Source organism: Bordetella bronchialis (genome assembly GCF_001676705.1).
GTDB lineage: Bacteria > Pseudomonadota > Gammaproteobacteria > Burkholderiales > Burkholderiaceae_B > Bordetella_C > Bordetella_C bronchialis.
In genome coordinates, this window is the sequence record NZ_CP016170.1 from 2030959 (window position 1) to 2043505 (window position 12547).

Genomic DNA, 12547 nt, shown 5'->3' on the forward strand with positions numbered 1-12547 from the left:
CGCGTGCCGTTGCGCAGGATGTCCAGGGCTTCCTGGTTGAGCGGCGCGACCCGCGGGTTTTCAGTGTGCGAGTTCGCCCGTGCCATGATCCCGTTCCAGGCAGTAGCCCAGGCCTCGCACGGTCATGATCCGGACGCCTGTCGGTTCCAGCTTCTTGCGCAGGCGGTGCACATAGACTTCGATGGCGTTGGTGCTGACTTCGTCGCCCCATTCGCACAGGTGGTCCACCAGCTGGTTCTTGCTGACCATGCGGCCGCTGCGCATGAGCAGGATTTCAAGCAGGCCGACTTCGCGGGCCGACAGGTCCAGGGGCTGGTCATCCACCGATGCCACGCGTCCGGCCTGGTCGAATACCAGCCGGCCGTGGCGGATCAGGCTCGCGCCCCCGCCCGCGCCGCGGCGCGTCAGCGCGCGCACGCGCGCTTCGAGTTCGGACAGCGCGAACGGCTTGGCCATATAGTCGTCCGCGCCCAGGTCCAGGCCCTTCACGCGCTGCTCTATGCTGTCGGCCGCGGTTAAAATGAGAACCGGCAATTGCGGGTTGCGGGCTCGCAGGCGCCGCAGGACTTCCAGTCCCGCCAACTGGGGCAGCCCCAGGTCCAGGATCAACAGGTCGAAGGCCTGCGCGGTCAGTGCCAGGTCGGCCGCCATGCCGTCGCGCACGGCGTCGACGGCATAGCCGTTGTGTCGCAGCGAACGGGACAGGCCGTCGGCAAGGATGCTGTCGTCTTCAGCGATAAGTATGCGCATGTGACCAGGCTCTCGTGGATCGTTATGGTTTACGGAGCTGAGCGGGTCTTCCGCACGTGCCGGATCCGGCCGTGGGATTTCTTGGTATGGGACCGGATTGTCTCCGGACTGTCTCGCTCTCCTGGGCCGATTCTGTCACGCCGCTTGCGGCTTGCCCACACGGGATAACACGGAAAAATTTGTCATACTGTTTTTTTGTACAGTATAATCCAGTGCCATAATCCCGCCGAGATTGCAGGGGGCGACCCGGGTTCCCAATGCGGTTCCCAAGCGGGTCGCCGATCCGATCCCGCCCCCGTATCGATCGCCATACCCATCGCTAGAAAACGCCAGACAGGACACTTCATGGACGACAAAACCAGCAAGGCAGCCGCCTCGGAAAAAGCCAAGGCGCTCGCCGCGGCCCTATCGCAGATCGAAAAGCAGTTCGGCAAGGGTTCGATCATGCGGTATGGCGATAACGAGGTCGAGCATGACATCCAGGTGGTCTCCACCGGCTCGCTGGGCCTGGATATCGCACTGGGCGTCGGCGGGCTGCCGCGTGGCCGCGTCGTTGAAATCTACGGTCCGGAATCCTCGGGCAAGACCACGCTCACGCTGCAGGTCATCGCCGAAATGCAGAAACTGGGCGGCACCTGCGCCTTCGTCGACGCCGAGCACGCGCTGGACGTGCAATATGCCGCCAAGCTGGGCGTGAACCTGACCGATCTGCTTATCTCCCAACCGGACACGGGCGAACAGGCGCTGGAAATCACGGACGCGCTGGTGCGTTCCGGTTCGGTGGACCTGATCGTCATCGACTCCGTGGCCGCACTGGTGCCCAAGGCCGAAATCGAAGGCGAAATGGGCGACTCGCTGCCCGGCCTGCAGGCCCGCCTGATGAGCCAGGCGCTGCGCAAGCTCACCGCCACGATCAAGCGCACCAATTGCATGGTCATCTTCATCAACCAGATCCGGATGAAGATCGGCGTCATGTTCGGCAATCCGGAAACCACCACCGGCGGCAATGCGCTCAAGTTCTATTCGTCGGTGCGCCTGGATATCCGCCGCATCGGCTCCATCAAGAAGGGCGAAGAAGTCATCGGCAACGAAACGCGCGTCAAGGTGGTCAAGAACAAGGTGTCGCCGCCTTTCAAACAGGCCGAATTCGACATCATGTACGGCAGCGGTATTTCGCGCGAAGGCGAAATCATCGATCTGGGCGTGCAGGCGGGCATCGTCGACAAATCCGGCGCCTGGTACAGCTACAAGGGCGACCGCATCGGGCAGGGCAAGGACAATGTGCGGGAGTACCTGAAGGAACACCGCGACATGGCCCTGGAAATCGAGAACCGCATACGCGAAAACCAGGGCATCGTGAGCCGCGCCAATACCTTCGCCGCAAGCGAGGCAGAAGAAGACTGACCAAAGTCCAGGATCGCCAGGAGGCTGACAGGCCATGATCTCCGGCCGCCGTGGCACGGGACCGGCAACGCGTCCCGCCAAGGATGCACAAGACGACGCCTTCGGCCATGGCGAGCGGGGCGGGGAAAAGCGCGGCCCCAGTCTGAAGGCCCGTGCCGTCGGCTACCTGTCCCGGCGTGAATACGCGCGCAGCGAACTGGCGCGCAAGCTCGCGCCTCACGCCGACGATCCCGCCGTTCTGGATGCCTTGCTGGACGACCTGGAACGAGAAGGCTGGCTCTCCACGCGGCGTTTCGCGGAAAGCCTGGTGCACCGGCGCGCGGAACGCCAGGGCGCGGCCCGCATCGTGCAGGAATTGCGCCAGCATGGTGTGGACGAAAGCCAGATAGGCGAATTGCGCGATACGCTGCGCGCGACGGAATACGATCGCGCCGTGGCGGTCTGGAACAAGCGCTACGGTGAACGTCCGACGGACCGCGCCGCCTATGCCAAGCAGGCGCGATTCCTGGCGTCGCGCGGTTTTGCCCATGACGTGATCCGGCGCGTCCTGGGCGATGACGGTGAAGACTGAGCCGTTCAACCGCCTGGCGGTGTGCCCGGCCATGCGCCGGCGGCCTTGATGCCGGTCAGCGTCCTGAAGCTCACGTCCCTGGCAATGGTCAGGAAATCCTTGATGAAGGGTGCGTCGGCATCTTCGTGGCGAATGGCCGCGTAGAGCGTGCGCCATACGCCTTGCGGGCCAAGGTGGCAGACCTTCAGCCATCCTTGTCCCAGGTATTCCGTCAACGCCCAATTGGGCAGGGCGGCCACGCCACGGTTGCTGGCGATCAACTGCGCAATGATGGGTGTCAGTTCAGCCTTGCGCACGACGGCGGGCTCGACATCCGCCGGGTCCAGGAAGGCCGTGAAAACATCCAGGCGCTGGCGGTCGACCGGATAGGTGATCAGCGTCTGGTCCGCCAGCTGCTCGGGCTGGATATAGCGCTGCGCGGCCAGGGGGTTGGCCTCGGATACGGCCAGCACCAGCTCATAGCCGAACAAGGGCACGTACTCGATGGCTTCCAGCGCCTGCGGGTCGGACGTGATGACCAAGTCCAGGTCTCCCCGCAGCAGCGCGGGAAAGGGGGCGAAAGAAAAGGCCGCCGACAGGTCCAGCGCCACTTCGGGCCACTGCGCGCGGAATGCATCCAGCGCCGGCATCAACCACTGAAAGCACGAATGGCATTCGATGGCCAGGTGCAGCCGTCCGGTGCGGCCGGCGGCCAGACGCTGCAGTTCCCGTTCCGTCGCGCGCAATCGCGGCAGGATGTCGTCCGCCAGGGCCAGGACGCGCAGCCCGGCCGTGGTCAGGCGGGCGGGGCGGGTGCGCCGGTTCAGCAATGGAGTGCCCAGGCGCGATTCGAGGTCGCGCAACTGATGGGACAGCGCGGACTGGGTTAGGTGCAGCCGCTCTGCGGCTTCCTGCAGGCTGCCGCCATCGCGGATGGCGGCAAGGGTTTCCAAGTGACGGATTTCGAGCATGGGACGCCTTCGGGGACCGGCGATGCGGACGGCGCGCGGCCGGATGCCGCACAGGTTTGCCCGATTATATGAGACCTATTCATGGAATCGTTGCACACATTGATTTTGACTCAAGGTTAAACGCGCGCACAATGCGTGAACTTGAACAAACTTTGTTGGATTCCGGATTTCCATGACAACAATTCATAATCTTGGTTTCCCCCGCATCGGCGCGCAGCGCGAGTTGAAGCGTGCGGTGGAGTCTTATTGGGCCGGCAAGACGTCCCTGGCCGAACTGGAAGAAACGGGACGGGAACTGCGCGCCCGGCACTGGCAGATCCAGGCCGATGCCGGCGTGGACCTGATGCCCGTGGGCGATTTCGCCTGGTACGACCATGTCCTGGAATGGACGACGCTGCTGGGCGCCGTGCCGGCCCGCTTCGGGCAGCCTGCCGACGGACCCGTCAGCCTGGATACTCTCTTCCGGATGGGGCGCGGGCGTGCGCCCACGGGCACGCCGGCCGCCGCTTGCGAGATGACCAAGTGGTTCGATACCAATTACCACTACATCGTCCCCGAGCTGACGCCTGCGCAGACGTTCCGCATCGCGCGGGAATCGCTGTTCGAGCAGATCCGCGAGGCCTCTGAAGCCGGCTACCGGGTGAAGCCCGTGATCCCGGGTCCCTTGACCTGGCTGTGGCTGGGCAAGGGCGATGCCTACGCCGGGCCCGGCGATGCCGCCAAACTGGAACTGCTGGCCGGCTTGATCCCGGTCTATGCGGAAGTGCTGCGCCGCATCGCCGCGCTGGGCGTCGAATGGGTGCAGATCGACGAGCCCATCCTGGCGCTGGACCTGCCCGCCGCGTGGCGCGACGCCTACGCGAGCACCTACGCGGCCCTGTCCGCCGCGCCGGTGAAGGTGCTGCTGGCGACGTATTTCGACGGCTTGCAGGACAATCTGGCGACGGCCGCCGCCTTGCCGGTAGCCGGTCTGCACGTCGACCTGGTGCGGGCGCCGGAACAGCTGGCTCCCACGCTGCGGGCCATCGGCACCAAGGTGCTGTCGGCCGGTATCGTCAACGGCCGCAATATCTGGCGCACCGATCTGGACGCCGCGCTGCGCGCCCTGGCTCCCGCGCGGGCGGCGCTGGGCGACCGCCTGTGGATCGCCCCTTCGTGCTCCCTGCTACACGTGCCGGTGGACCTGGCGCATGAGACGGATCTGGACGACGAACTCAAGAGCTGGCTTTCGTTCGCCGTGCAGAAGCTGGACGAGGTCCGCACCCTGGCGCGCGCCCTGGACGGCAGCCAGGAACCCGCCCTGCGGGAAACCCTGGCCGCGCAGCGGGCCGCGCTGGCCAACCGCGCGCAATCGCCGCGCATCCACAACCCGGCCGTGGCGCGACGCATGGCGGCGGCCGCCGAAGTGCGGCGCGACCGCGCACCATTCCCCCAGCGTATCGGCCAGCAGCAGGAAAAGCTGCGCCTGCCCGCGTTTCCCACCACCACCATCGGCTCCTTCCCGCAGACGGCGGAAATCCGCGCCTTGCGGCGTGACTGGAAGGCCGGCGCGATCAGCGATTCCGCCTATGAGGCCGCCATCCGCAAGGAGATCGAATCGGTCATCCGGTTCCAGGAGAAAGTCGGCCTGGACGTGCTCGTGCACGGCGAGCCGGAACGCAACGATATGGTGGAGTACTTCGGCGAGCTGCTGGCCGGCTTTGCCTTTACCCGCAACGGGTGGGTCCAGAGCTATGGTTCGCGCTGCGTCAAGCCGCCGGTGATTTTCGGCGACGTCGCCCGTCCCGCGCCCATGACGGTGGGCTGGTCTTCGTACGCGCAGTCCCTGACGGACAAGCCGGTCAAGGGCATGCTGACCGGGCCGGTGACCATCCTGCAATGGTCCTTCGTGCGGGACGACCAGCCGCGTGAACAGACCTGCCGCCAGCTGGCCCTGGCCCTGCGCGACGAAGTGGTCGACCTGGAAAAGGCCGGCATCCGGGTCATCCAGATCGACGAACCCGCCATACGCGAAGGCTTGCCGCTGCGCCGGGCCGACTGGCAGGCCTACCTGGATTGGGCGGTGGATTGCTTCCGCCTGTCCACCGCGGGAGTCCGGGAGGACACGCAGATCCATACCCACATGTGCTACGCGGAGTTCAACGACATCATCGAATCCATCGCCGCCATGGACGCCGATGTCATTACGATCGAGACGTCGCGCTCCAATATGGAGCTGCTCGAGGCGTTCGAGGAATTCCGCTATCCGAACGACATCGGGCCGGGCGTGTACGACATCCATTCGCCCAATGTCCCGGATGTGGGCTGGATGGTCCAGCTCATGCGGAAGGCCGCCGGCCGCCTGCCCAAGGAACGCCTGTGGGTCAATCCGGACTGCGGCCTGAAGACCCGCGCCTGGCCCGAGACCGAAGCCGCGTTGGTCGGCATGGTGGACGCCGCGCGCCAGCTGCGCGCGCAGTCCTGATCGCCTGAACCGTCGCCCGCAGGGCCGGTTCCCGTCTCCCGGGAACCGGCCCTGGTTTTTTGAACAATGGCCGTGCGCTATACTTTGAAGGTTTTGTTGCCTTGCAGCAACCTTGGTTGACACGCATGCCTTTGCCGCCCTCGGAAGTCCCCCGCAAACCCCTGCACACGCGCTCGATCCGCGTGCAGGGCTATGCGCGCGATGACGGGCTGTGGGACATCGAGGCCGAGCTTATCGATGTGAAGGCCTACGATTTCGCCAGAAGCGAAGGCGATATCCTGCGCGCGGGGCAGCCGGTGCACCATATGCACCTGCGTATCACGATCGACGATGCCTATACGATCGTTGCCGCGCAGGCGGTTTACGATGCGGCGCCCTATGGCGAGCACTGCACCGGCATCGAGCCCGCCTACCAGGACCTGGTGGGCATGAACCTGGTCCGGGGCTTTCGCCAGCAGGTCAAGACGCGGTTCGGCCGCGTCGCCGGCTGTACGCATATGAGCGAGCTGGCGCTGGTGCTGCCGACCGCCGCGGTCCAGACCATGGCCGGGCGGCGCCGCGAAAACCCCGATCCCAGCAAGCGGCCATTCCAGCTGGATGGCTGCCATGCGCTCAGTACGGACGGACCCGTGGTCCTCCAGTACTACCCCAAGTGGTATACCGGTGAAGTTTCCGCCGAGGATGCCGCTTCTGATTCTTCTCTTTTTTCTCATACGACCTGACAGGTAACACATGAAAATCCACGAGTATCAAGGCAAGGAACTGCTGAAGAAATTTGGCGTGACCGTGCCGCGCGGTATTCCCGCCTTCACCGTTGACGAAGCCGTGAGCGCGGCCGAAAAACTGGTAGGGCCTGTCTGGGTCGTGAAGGCGCAGATCCACGCCGGCGGCCGGGGCAAGGGCGGCGGCGTGAAGCTGGCGCGTTCCCTCGAGGAAGTGCGCAAGCTGGCCGGTGAAATCCTCGGCATGCAGCTGATCACGCACCAGACCGGCCCGGAAGGCCAGAAGGTCAACCGCCTGTACATCGAAGAAGGCGCGGACATCCAGAAGGAATACTACGTGTCGCTGGTCACCGACCGTGCCACGCAGAAGGTCGCCCTGATCGCATCGAGCGAAGGCGGCATGGACATCGAGGAAGTGGCCCACTCCTCGCCGGAAAAGATCGTCACGGAATACATCGATCCGCTGGCCGGCCTGACCGCCGAGCAGGCCAAGAAAGTGGCCGACGCCATCGGCATGCCCGCGGACTCGACCGCGCAGACGGTGGACCTGTTCCAGAAGCTCTACAAGTGCTATATGGAAACGGACGCTTCCCTGGTCGAGATCAATCCTTTGAACCGCGATAGCAAGGGCAACATCATCGCCCTGGACGCCAAGTTCAATTTCGACTCGAATGCCTTGTTCCGCCATCCGGAAATCGTCGCCTACCGCGACCTGGACGAGGAAGATCCCGCGGAAATCGAGGCCAGCAAGTTCGACCTGGCCTACATCCAGCTGGACGGCAACATCGGTTGCCTGGTGAACGGCGCCGGCCTGGCCATGGCCACCATGGACACCATCAAGCTGTTCGGCGGCGAGCCGGCCAACTTCCTGGACGTCGGCGGCGGCGCGACCGCCGAGAAAGTGACCGAAGCCTTCAAGATCATGCTCAAGAACAAGAGCGTGAAGGCCATCCTGGTCAACATCTTCGGCGGCATCATGCGCTGCGACGTCATCGCCGAAGGCGTGATTACCGCGTGCAAGGCCGTCAACCTGAACGTCCCGCTGGTCGTCCGCATGAAGGGCACCAACGAAGAACTCGGCAAGAAGATGCTGGCCGAGTCCGGACTGCCCATTATCAGCGCCGACACCATGGCCGAAGCGGCCACCAAGGTCGTTGCCGCCGTCAAATAAGAAGTTATTGCCAAGGATTCACAAATGTCGATCTTGATCAACAAGGACACTAAAGTCATCACCCAAGGCATCACGGGCAAGACGGGGCAATTCCATACCCGCATGTGCCGCGACTACGCCAACGGCAAGGCCGCCTTCGTGGCCGGCGTGAACCCGAAGAAGGCGGGTGAGGACTTCGAGGGCATCCCCATCTACGCATCGGTCAAGGACGCCAAGGCGGCCACCGGCGCCACCGTGTCGGTGATCTACGTGCCGCCGGCCGGCGCTGCCGCCGCCATCTGGGAAGCCGTGGAAGCCGAACTGGACCTGGCCATCTGCATCACGGAAGGCATCCCCGTCCGCGACATGCTGGAAGTGCGCAACCGCATGAAGCAGAAGGGGAGCAAGACCCTGCTGCTGGGCCCCAACTGCCCCGGCCTGATCACGCCCGACGAAATCAAAATCGGCATCATGCCCGGCCACATCCACCGCAAGGGCCGCGTCGGTATTGTCAGCCGTTCCGGCACGCTTACCTATGAAGCCGTGGCCCAGGTGACCGAACTGGGTCTGGGCCAGTCCAGCGCCGTCGGTATCGGCGGGGACCCGATCAACGGCCTGAAGCATATCGACGTGCTGAAGCTGTTCAACGACGATCCCGACACCGATGCCGTGATCATGATCGGCGAAATCGGCGGTCCGGATGAAGTCACTGCCGCGCAGTGGGCCAAGGACAACATGAAGAAGCCGGTGGTCGGTTTCATCGCCGGCGTGACGGCGCCCCCCGGAAAGCGCATGGGCCACGCCGGCGCGCTGATCTCCGGCGGTGCCGATACGGCGGACGCCAAGCTGGAAGTCATGGAAGCCTGCGGCATCCGCACCACGCGCAACCCGTCGGAAATGGGCAAGCTGCTGAAGTCCGTGCTGTAAGCAAGCCAACGGGAATGGGCGCCTGACAAGGCCAGCCCCGTCCATGCCATGGAAAACCCGCCGATTCCGGCGGGTTTTTCATTGGCGCGCCGGGAGGGTGCGCCGCCTGGCAGGTGGGCGGGCTCCCGAGTGTGGCCAAGGTCTGGGCACATCGCCCTCGCGCATCTCATGTGGTGAGCGCGGCCGGATGCAGTTGGCGATGGCGAGGTGACGCCGGCCGGGACCGCGACGGCGGCCCGTGCCGAACGGCAGGCAGGCCGAAAGTGAAGCCTTGCGGTACTGTCGCTGAACTAAATCTCTCGGCTGAGAGCAAAGTCGGGAGTTTGATGCTTCCCGATCAGGCGCGCATGCGTTCCATGCGTTCAGATTTTATTCAGAATATGTTCAGTCCATATTCAGTTTAAATTCAATTTTCGTTCAGTAAACGGTCGATTCTTATCCAGATGGGATTCTATTCAGGTTCTATTCAGATTATGCGATCCAAAGGTAGTCCCGCAGGTGCGGATGAATGAAAGCAGTAATTCAGTTAATGCTCAGTTATTATTCAGGTTGAATTCAGAATTGTAGCGGGACGGGTGTATCGCGGCGGCGCGACAAGGCGGCCGGCAAACCCGGATTAGCGCGCGCTGGCACGGCCTGGCGCGCGATCGCACTGCTGAGGCCCAGGACGTGCGGGACGTCGCTCAGGGCGCCGCCAAGCCCGCCGATTTGTTCGCGCGACCGTGTCGTTCAGTATTTAGTCAGCGAATAGACAGGTGATTGAAAGAGATATTCCAGGCCGTCAGGCGAATGTCATATAACTGCCAAAAAACCTGCGGTTTTCCCTCGATAATCCAACAAACAGCTGAACGTTTTGGTTTTCGGTCGATATAATGTCCAGCGTTCCCCACGCTAAATAAACCCAGCGCGCCCAACGATGCCTTCATCGCCGCGCGGGGATGGGGTTCGGCATTTCAAACCATTGAGGGATCGAGGAACGAGGGGTATGGAATTAACACAAGCTGCTTTCTGGCTGGCGCTTCTGCAAATCATCTGGGTCAATATCCTGCTGTCCGGGGATAACGCCGTGGTCATCGCGCTGGCGGCCCGGGCGCTGCCGCCCGCCCAGCAGAAGAAAGCCATCGTCATCGGCTCGGCCGCCGCGATCATCATGCGGATCGTGCTGACACTGGTAGCCGCCAAACTCCTGTTGCTGCCCTGGCTCAAGCTGATCGGCGCCATCCTGCTGGTGTACATCGGCGTCTCGCTGCTGATGCCCGAGGACGAGGACGACGGCGACGCCAAATCGCACGGAAACCTGCTGTCGGCCATCCGCACCATCATGATCGCCGACCTGGTCATGAGCCTGGACAACGTGGTGGCGGTGGCCGCGGCCGCCATGGGCGATACGACGCTACTGGTCGTGGGCCTGGCCATCAGCATCCCGCTGGTCATCTTCGGCAGCACCCTGCTGTTGAAGGTCATCGAGCGCTTCCCCCTTATCGTCTGGGTGGGCGCCGCCTTGCTGGGCTTCATCGCCGGGGAATTGATGGTGGGCGATCCCGCCCTGCACGATTCCGTGGTCCGCATCGACACGGCGCTGGGGACGACCGAGCATAATCTTGCCTTGATGGCAGGGGCGTGCGGGGCCGTGCTGGTCCTCATCCTGGGTAAGGTGATGATTGCGCGCAAGAATCCTGACAAAAATCTTAATCGCTCCCAGCAAATCTGACGTAAAGCTGAATTACAATCCCCCCTCAAGGCCGAGGGCCCGCCGCCACGCAAGTCGCTGGCGTGCGGGCAGGGCATTTGCTCAAATCGGCTGCATTCAAAACCATGTTGTGGGGGTTGTGACGTGCTTGAATTCTTCCAGACGCTCAGTTGGGCGGCCGTTTTCCAAATCATCCTGATCGACATCCTGCTGGGTGGCGATAACGCGGTGGTCATTGCGCTGGCTTGCCGCAATCTTGCGCCCAAGCAACGCATGCAGGGCATCCTGTGGGGTACGGCTGGCGCCATCCTGCTGCGCGTCGTGCTGATCGCCTTTGCCCTGACGCTGCTGAACATCCCGTTCCTGAAGGTCGTCGGCGGGCTGTTGCTGCTGTGGATCGGCGTCAAGCTGCTGCTCCCCGAACACGATGGCCACGACAAGATCCAGGGCGGGGCGTCCATCGCCTCGGCCGTCAAGACCATCATCGTGGCCGATTTCGTCATGAGCCTGGACAACGTCATCGCCATCGCCGGCGCCGCGCAGAACGCCGATCCCAATCACCAGATCGGCCTGGTCGTGTTCGGCCTGCTGGTCAGCGTGCCCATCATCATCTGGGGCTCCACGCTGGTGCTCAAGCTGATCGACCGCTATCCGCTGGTGGTCACCTTCGGCGCGGGACTGCTGGGCTGGATCGCGGGCGGCATGATCGTCACGGACGTAGTTGTCGAAAGTCAATTCGGGCCGCAGCCGGCTATGGTTAAATTGGGCGCTGAAATCGTCGGCGCGCTGCTGGTCGTTCTCTTGGGACGGTGGCTGGCAAGCCGCAAAGTCGTCTCCAAGGAATCACTGCATGAGTCTGCGTAAAACCGGTAAAACCCAGCAATCCGAAACAGGCCTGAGCCTGCTCCAAGGCCTGTTCATCCTTGCCGTGCTGGGTGTCATCGTGACCGTGGCGGCCGCCCACTTCAGCTGAGCGCGCCGCTGTGTCCCAACCTGGTCGTTTGACGATCGCCACCCGGGCAAGCCGGTTGGCGCTGTGGCAGGCCGAGCATGTGCGCGGCCGGCTGCAGGCGCTTTATCCCTCCTGTACCGTCGAGCTCCTGACGCTCACCACGCGTGGCGATCAGATCCTGGATCGCACGCTTTCCAAAGTGGGCGGTAAAGGGCTGTTCGTGAAAGAGCTGGAGAACGCGCTGCTGGATGGCCGCGCCGATCTGGCCGTGCACTCCCTGAAGGATGTGCCCATCGACCTGCAGGCGCCGTTCGAATTGTGCGCCATGCTGGAGCGCGCGGATCCACGCGACGCATTCGTCTCCAATCGCTATGCCGGTTTGCAAGACCTGCCGGATGGGGCGGTGGTGGGGACGTCCAGCCTGCGGCGCGAGTCGCAGATACGCGCGCGCTATCCGAAGTTGGTCGTGCAGCCCCTGCGCGGCAATCTGGATACGCGGCTGGCCAAGCTGGACGCCGGCGGCTACGACGCCATCGTGCTGGCCGTCGTGGGGCTGGAGCGCCTGGGTCTTGGCGGCCGCATCCGGTCCATCCTGCAGCCCGAGTCCAGCCTGCCCGCGGCAGGCCAGGGTGCATTGGGCATAGAAATCCGCGCCGACCGCCACGATGTGCGCGAATGGCTCGCGCCGCTCGCTTCGGCGCGCACCACTGCCTGCGTGACCGCCGAACGGACGGTGTCGCGGGTGCTGGGCGGTTCCTGCCAGGTTCCGCTGGCGGCGTATGCCACGATCGACGGCGATGTGCTGCGATTGCGCGCGCTGGTGGCGTCCGTGGATGGACGGCAGGTCGTGCACGCCGAGGCTTCCGGCCCGGCGGCGCAGGCCGAGCGCATAGGTGCCGCCGCCGCCAGGGAACTCCTGGACAAGGGCGCCGATGCCATCCTGGCCGACCTGGCATCCCCTTGAGCC

At 63.9% G+C, this 12547-nt stretch carries 12 protein-coding genes; 10 read left to right on the forward strand and 2 right to left on the reverse strand.

The features are described from left to right. Positions 1–60 precede the first annotated feature (60 nt). Complete coding sequence (locus BAU06_RS09050; protein ID WP_066347400.1) at positions 61–750, reverse strand: response regulator; 690 nt, start codon at positions 748–750, stop codon at positions 61–63. 345 nt (positions 751–1095) lie between these two features. Here BAU06_RS09050 and recA point away from each other — a divergent pair, with 345 nt between their 5' ends. Both recA and recX read left to right on the forward strand, forming a co-directional pair. After that, positions 1096–2154: a recombinase RecA gene (gene recA, locus BAU06_RS09055; protein ID WP_066347404.1), complete on the forward strand. Its 1059-nt coding sequence runs from the start codon at positions 1096–1098 to the stop codon at positions 2152–2154. A gap of 34 nt (positions 2155–2188) precedes the next feature. Beyond that, positions 2189–2725, forward strand: a complete 537-nt coding sequence (gene recX / locus BAU06_RS09060; RefSeq protein ID WP_066347409.1) for a recombination regulator RecX — start codon at positions 2189–2191, stop codon at positions 2723–2725. A 5-nt stretch (positions 2726–2730) separates the two neighbouring features. Here the strand turns inward: recX and BAU06_RS09065 are convergent, their stop codons facing one another. After that, positions 2731–3675 carry a LysR family transcriptional regulator gene (locus tag BAU06_RS09065; RefSeq protein ID WP_066347420.1) on the reverse strand — a complete coding sequence of 315 codons (945 nt, stop codon included), beginning with the start codon at positions 3673–3675 and terminating at the stop codon, positions 2731–2733. 172 nt (positions 3676–3847) lie between these two features. Here BAU06_RS09065 and metE point away from each other — a divergent pair, with 172 nt between their 5' ends. From metE to hemC, 8 genes are all read left to right on the forward strand, one after another. Beyond that, entirely contained in the window at positions 3848–6139 is a 2292-nt protein-coding gene (gene metE, locus BAU06_RS09070) for a 5-methyltetrahydropteroyltriglutamate--homocysteine S-methyltransferase (protein ID WP_066347423.1), read from the forward strand. 125 nt (positions 6140–6264) lie between these two features. Continuing rightward, positions 6265–6861 carry a DUF2889 domain-containing protein gene (locus BAU06_RS09075; RefSeq protein ID WP_066347426.1) on the forward strand — a complete coding sequence of 199 codons (597 nt, stop codon included), beginning with the start codon at positions 6265–6267 and terminating at the stop codon, positions 6859–6861. Positions 6862–6871: 10 nt separating this feature from the next. After that, positions 6872–8032 (forward strand): ADP-forming succinate--CoA ligase subunit beta, encoded by a 1161-nt coding sequence (gene sucC, locus BAU06_RS09080; RefSeq protein WP_066347429.1) that lies wholly within the window; start codon positions 6872–6874, stop codon positions 8030–8032. Positions 8033–8056: 24 nt separating this feature from the next. Then, the gene (gene sucD / locus BAU06_RS09085; RefSeq protein ID WP_066347430.1) at positions 8057–8938 is read left to right on the forward strand and encodes a succinate--CoA ligase subunit alpha; all 882 of its coding nucleotides are present in this window, start codon (positions 8057–8059) and stop codon (positions 8936–8938) included. Positions 8939–9923: 985 nt separating this feature from the next. Continuing rightward, positions 9924–10649, forward strand: a complete 726-nt coding sequence (locus tag BAU06_RS09090) for a TerC family protein (protein WP_066347433.1) — start codon at positions 9924–9926, stop codon at positions 10647–10649. 123 nt (positions 10650–10772) lie between these two features. Next, positions 10773–11492, forward strand: coding sequence for a TerC family protein (locus BAU06_RS09095; RefSeq protein WP_066347435.1), 720 nt, complete (start codon positions 10773–10775; stop codon positions 11490–11492). Next, positions 11479–11601 carry a hypothetical protein gene (locus tag BAU06_RS27210; protein ID WP_257737729.1) on the forward strand — a complete coding sequence of 41 codons (123 nt, stop codon included), beginning with the start codon at positions 11479–11481 and terminating at the stop codon, positions 11599–11601. The genes BAU06_RS09095 and BAU06_RS27210 overlap by 14 nt, the downstream gene beginning before the upstream one ends. Before the next feature lie 10 nt (positions 11602–11611). After that, a complete protein-coding gene (gene hemC / locus BAU06_RS09100; protein WP_066347438.1) occupies positions 11612–12544 on the forward strand; it encodes a hydroxymethylbilane synthase in 933 nt (310 codons plus the stop codon). Positions 12545–12547: the final 3 nt, after the last annotated feature.

Excerpts from the sequence above, each read along its gene's own strand:
- BAU06_RS09050 (WP_066347400.1), bottom strand. The coding sequence starts at position 750 with ATGCGCATACTTATCGCTGAAGACGACAGCATCCTTGCCGACGGCCTG.
- recA (WP_066347404.1), top strand. The coding sequence starts at position 1,096 with ATGGACGACAAAACCAGCAAGGCAGCCGCCTCGGAAAAAGCCAAGGCG.
- recX (WP_066347409.1), top strand. The coding sequence starts at position 2,189 with ATGATCTCCGGCCGCCGTGGCACGGGACCGGCAACGCGTCCCGCCAAG.
- BAU06_RS09065 (WP_066347420.1), bottom strand. The coding sequence starts at position 3,675 with ATGCTCGAAATCCGTCACTTGGAAACCCTTGCCGCCATCCGCGATGGC.
- metE (WP_066347423.1), top strand. The coding sequence starts at position 3,848 with ATGACAACAATTCATAATCTTGGTTTCCCCCGCATCGGCGCGCAGCGC.
- BAU06_RS09075 (WP_066347426.1), top strand. The coding sequence starts at position 6,265 with ATGCCTTTGCCGCCCTCGGAAGTCCCCCGCAAACCCCTGCACACGCGC.
- sucC (WP_066347429.1), top strand. The coding sequence starts at position 6,872 with ATGAAAATCCACGAGTATCAAGGCAAGGAACTGCTGAAGAAATTTGGC.
- sucD (WP_066347430.1), top strand. The coding sequence starts at position 8,057 with ATGTCGATCTTGATCAACAAGGACACTAAAGTCATCACCCAAGGCATC.
- BAU06_RS09090 (WP_066347433.1), top strand. The coding sequence starts at position 9,924 with ATGGAATTAACACAAGCTGCTTTCTGGCTGGCGCTTCTGCAAATCATC.
- BAU06_RS27210 (WP_257737729.1), top strand. The coding sequence starts at position 11,479 with ATGAGTCTGCGTAAAACCGGTAAAACCCAGCAATCCGAAACAGGCCTG.